This window comes from Selenomonas sp., from assembly GCF_052169755.1.
In the GTDB taxonomy this organism is placed as follows: domain Bacteria; phylum Bacillota; class Negativicutes; order Selenomonadales; family Selenomonadaceae; genus Selenomonas.
Genome location: NZ_JBQNBV010000144.1, coordinates 1 through 4,741, shown reverse-complemented (window position 1 = coordinate 4,741; position 4,741 = coordinate 1). Strand labels below are relative to the sequence as shown.

The 4,741-nt window shown below is 55.1% G+C and carries 2 protein-coding genes and 1 pseudogene; 1 reads left to right on the top strand and 2 read right to left on the bottom strand.

Annotated features, from left to right (window positions below; all coding sequences use genetic code 11):
• The coding region (locus tag ACTTKG_RS09115; RefSeq protein ID WP_442673893.1) for a serine hydroxymethyltransferase at nucleotides 1-1,313 on the bottom strand (1,313 nt) is incomplete at its 3' end.
• 51 nt (nucleotides 1,314-1,364) lie between these two features.
• The gene (locus ACTTKG_RS09110; RefSeq protein ID WP_442673894.1) at nucleotides 1,365-2,624 is read right to left on the bottom strand and encodes an SLC13 family permease; all 1,260 of its coding nucleotides are present in this window, start codon (nucleotides 2,622-2,624) and stop codon (nucleotides 1,365-1,367) included.
• 320 nt (nucleotides 2,625-2,944) lie between these two features.
• Between ACTTKG_RS09110 and ACTTKG_RS09105 the strand changes: the two are divergent.
• A pseudogene (locus ACTTKG_RS09105) lies at nucleotides 2,945-4,741 on the top strand (TonB-dependent receptor plug domain-containing protein); the annotation flags it as partial.

Genomic DNA, 4,741 nt, shown 5'->3' with positions numbered 1-4,741 from the left:
TTTTTGATGAGGTTTTTCTTTTCTGTGGATGCGGCTTCGTGCGCTGCGCTGCTGTCGATGCCGTTGTAAAAAGCATGCGTTCCCATCTTGCTGCTCGTCAGCCATTCTTCGGAGAAGATGGGCTTGTTCATGACGAACGTGGCAATCTGATTGCGAATGGCTTCGAGATCTTTATCGGGCAGCTTCCTTTGCAAGGCAGAACCTAAGAGAGCGCCGATTTCGGCAATCTCCTTTTCTTTTAGAGAACGTATGGTTGGAGTTAAGCTTGAAAGGCGCAGGGAAGGAAGGAAGATGTCTTTCGCCATAGTCGGGACGCGATCTGCCTTGACCTGGAAGCCCGCTTTTCCCATGTACTCTGTGATGTCGATTTCCTGCAATTCGGCGGGAAGGAGCGGCAGGACGAGATGTGTGTCCGTGCCGTCGCAGAGCAGGGGGATCGCGTCCTTTTCCAAAGCATGTTCGAGTTCCTTGCTGTTGGCGAGAACCTGCTTGCCGTATTGCCGGAATGTTTCCGTACCGGCTTCGAGGAGCGCTGCAGCCAATGCCGCCATATGATTGATGTGAAGCGATGTATGCCCCGTATTGATGACAGCTTCGTCGAGCTTCCTGCTGATCTCTTTCGTGGAAAGTACGATGGCGCCGTCCGGCCCGTGCAGGGAGTCGTTCGTGGGGAACGTGACGACGTCGGCGAACGGGACGGGCGAGGGGAGAAGTCCGGCTGCAACGAGTCCGACGCTTTGCCCGATGTCCACCCACAGGTAAGCGCCGACGTTTCTGGCGATTTCGGAGAGGCGGCGATAATTCGCGTTGCGCGGGTAGCTGACGGGGGAGAAGATGATTAGGTGAGGCTTTGTTTCCTGCGCCGTCCGTTCGACTTCATCCCAGTCGAGCACCTGCTTTTTTGCATCAATGCCGAAATTTTTGAAGGTGAAGTTCAGTCCTTGGCAATGCTCGCTCTTTCGCAGATTGAAGGAAAGTACGCGGCTTTTTGGCTCTAAGAGGGCGAGGCAGACGACGCGCGAGGCGGCGCTGATATTGCCGAGGCGGACGATAGCGTGCTCGCTGCTGAAGAGTTTTTTTGCTCGCTTGATGGCAAGTTCCTCCAGATCCGTACTGCCGGAATGCGGATTCAGCGCATCGAAGGCGCTGTTGGCGAGCAGACTGCCTTCCAGATAGTGCGCGAAGGGCGACATGGCATTGTTGTTGGGCACGAGAGAGAGCATGTAGCGTTGGCGCTGGATTTCATCCTGCAGCAAGGCGAAGATTTCGGGATCGAAGGCTTGCAGTTTTCTTAGTAACAGTTCTTTTTTCATAAAGAAAGCTCCTTTCGATGAAGGGGATGCGGATAAAATGAATGGGATTCCTTAAAACGGCCATACCACGGGGATGATGACGGCGCATGTGATGAGCGCGAGTACGGCGAGCGGCACACCGATCTTCACATAGTCCATGAAACGGAATTTACCGGGACCGAGAACTAAGGTGTTTGGCGGTGTGGCGACGGGCGTTGTGAAGGCGCAGGAAGCGGCGATGCCGATCGCCATGAGCACGGGATGCGGCGAAACGCCGATCGATTGGGCGATGGAAATGCCTATGGGAGCGAGGAGCGCCGAGGACGCCGTGTTGGACATGAACTGCGTGAGTCCGCAGGAGAGCAGGAACATGGAAACGACGATCAGCATGGGGGCAGGATTCGTGCCGATGAGGTCAAGAACGCTATGGGCGATGAGTTTTCCCGCGCCGCTCGTGTCCATCGCCTTTGCCAGAGGAAGCATACCTGCGAAGAGGAAGATCGTCGTCCAGTCAATGCCCTGATACGCCTGCTTTTCCGAGACGCAGCCCGTGAGCACGCAGGCGAGGGCGCCGACGATCGCTGAGGTCTGCATGGGGACGTGGATCTGCTTTTCGAGCACCATCGCGATGACCACGATGACGAGGATGCCGGCGCAGATGAGCATCTTTCGCACATCTTTGGGCGCTTCGGATGATTTGTCGTCCACCTCGCTTTCCGACATGGTGTGCGGGCAGAGGCGGCTGCCGATGAATACCATGTAGAGCACGCCGATGATGGAGAGAGGGATGCCGATCCAGGCGAACTCAAAGAAACCGAAGGACGTCAAGCCGTTTGCATCCAAGGTCGCGCTCATTAGAATGTTCGGCGGTGTGCCGATCATCGTGATCGTGCCGCCGACGTTCGCGGCGATGGCGAGCGCCATGAGCTGGGGAGCGGCGGGAAGCCGCGCGGCAGCGCAGATCTGCATGACGACGGGGATCAGGCAAGCGACGGTCGCCGTGTTAGAAGAGACTGAGGACAGGATGATCGTTATGACCATCAGGGCGACCATAAGTTTCTTCTCGTCCGTGCCGGATTTCTTCACGACCTCGACGCCGATCTTCTGCGCAAGACCCGTCTGAAACATCGCCGCCCCGATGACGAACATGCCTGCGAACAGTACGACGGTGGAGTTTGACAGGCCGGCGAATACTTCGGCGGGCGTCAGCACGCCGAGGAAGCCCAGTGCGATCGCCGCCCCCATCGCTGTCACCGCCAGCGGGATGATCTCCGTGGCGAAGAAGAAGGCGGCGATGCCCAGCACAGCCAAGGTCAATGTTGCTGCATCCAGTTCCATTTCTTATCAGCTCCTTTTTAGGAATATTATTTTGAATAGTTATATCTTTCTGTTTCTTCTAAATATATCCTGCTGATTTTGGGAGTCTTCTCCTATGAAATATCCGCATGGAATGATAGCTGAAAGGAATCCATGATATATGCAGCGACGCATCTTCATACAACAGTGCTTCCTGCGAAAATGGAGGTATGATTCTATATATATGAATCGGATTCATATATGTTCAATAAATTTTCTCGTCTCTCTAGTTTTCTTTGTAAAAAATGATATAATACTGATAGGAATATAAAAATCAATATCAAGGAGGAAATAGCATGAAGAAAAGGACGAGCAAGAATGCCGGACGTGCGCTTGTTTTGGCAGTCGCGCTGCACTTTGCGCTGCCTGCGTGTGCGGTACACGCGGAAGAAAGTGCGGGGGGGGGACACCTCTTCGGACAGATGCTGTAAACGTTGAGGCGGATGCGGCGAAGGAAGAGGCGAAGTACGAGTCGCAGTCGACGACGATCATCACGAAGGAGGATATCGCGAGGAAGCAGGCGAAGTCCGTCGAGGATGTGATTTTCAACGAGGTCGGCGTCACGCGCACGATCGACGCGATGGGGAACGTCGGCGTGTCGATCCGTGGCGGCGACCCGCGCCATACGCTGCTGATGGTGGACGGTCAGCGCGTCTTGGGCGGCGAGGCGAAGTACAACGGCAACGGCGACGAGCTTCTGCGCATCGGCGCGGAGAATATCGAGCGCATCGAAATCATTCGCGGCGCGGCGAGCGCCAAGTACGGCGCGGACGCCATTGGCGGCGTCATCCACGTCATCACAAAGAAGGGCGTGAAGAACCCTGCCGTCGAGCTGAACGTCGAGGGGCGCTATCACGCATCGCGCAGTCAGAGCGGCACAGAGACGAACACCCTGCCCGCGAACTTCTTCCTGCGCGCCGACTCAGGCGACCTCGGCAAGCTGAACCTCAGCGCTTGGGTCTCGAAGCGCGAAGTCTTGCCCGTCTACTCAGGCGGCAAGCAGTTCGTCATGGGCGAGAACTGGTACGACGACTTCAAGCCGTCGCTTCGCTTCTACGGCTCGATCAAGAACGACGGCGTGAGCGGCGTCTACAGCTTTGACAACGCGAGAAAGCTGACCTTCCGCCTGACAACGGAGCGCGAGGATATGCAGCGGCGCAACAAGAACGTGCTTTATCCGCTCGGCTCCTTCTTCGAGCCAATGCAGATTTATCAGCGCAATCGCTCGCGTGATACCTACAGCCTTGGATTCGAGGGACGTTGGTCGAAAAAGACGGACTACAGCGTGAGCTTCGGTCACGGTAGAATGCGCGAGGACGACTCGACAGTTCTTTCCTACTATAGCGGCGGACACGATAAATATGCGGGCAAGAACAGTCTCGCAGGCGTCGATTGGCTTGAACATCGGCAGACGAATCTTGATTTCCATTTCAACACAGCAGCGAATGACGCGCATTATCTGAGCTACGGTTTCGGTTGGCAGAAAGAATACGCCGAAGGTTCGCGTCTTAAGAGTGCATCCAGAGTGCGAGAGGTGACGATCAATCCGTGGGATTACGACAAGTCGCTGTGGGTCGATGATAATACAGCGGGCATGGACGATAAGCCTGACTCCTATGTACACAATCACAAGTTTATTCGCAGTGATAACGGCTTCATCTGGGACAGCAATACGGAATATTACGGTTCGTTGACGCCGCCGCCGCTGACTTACGAGGAAGCGAAGCGGATCAATTTGACAGAGTATTTGATGAGTGGGACGATTTCCGACCCTGTTTTGAAAGCGAAGTTTGAAGCCTTCAATCGACTTTTGCGAGAGCAGAATGATCTCAGCGATCCGAAATTCGCCGACGCCCCGTCGATGTATCTTGATGATCCCGTATTCGGGTACTATGGACTTTTTGAATCGGCGGGCGAATCCTATAAGAAGCTCAAGGACATGAAGTTCAACGGGCAATACTTCGGGCAGGAGTTCGAGCGGCGTGCAAACAAGATTCTCGTCGGCGAGGCGGATCTTACAAAGACATACGCCTATATACAAGATACCTGGCAGCTTTCGCCCAAGACGATCCTTTCGCCGATTCTGCGGCTCG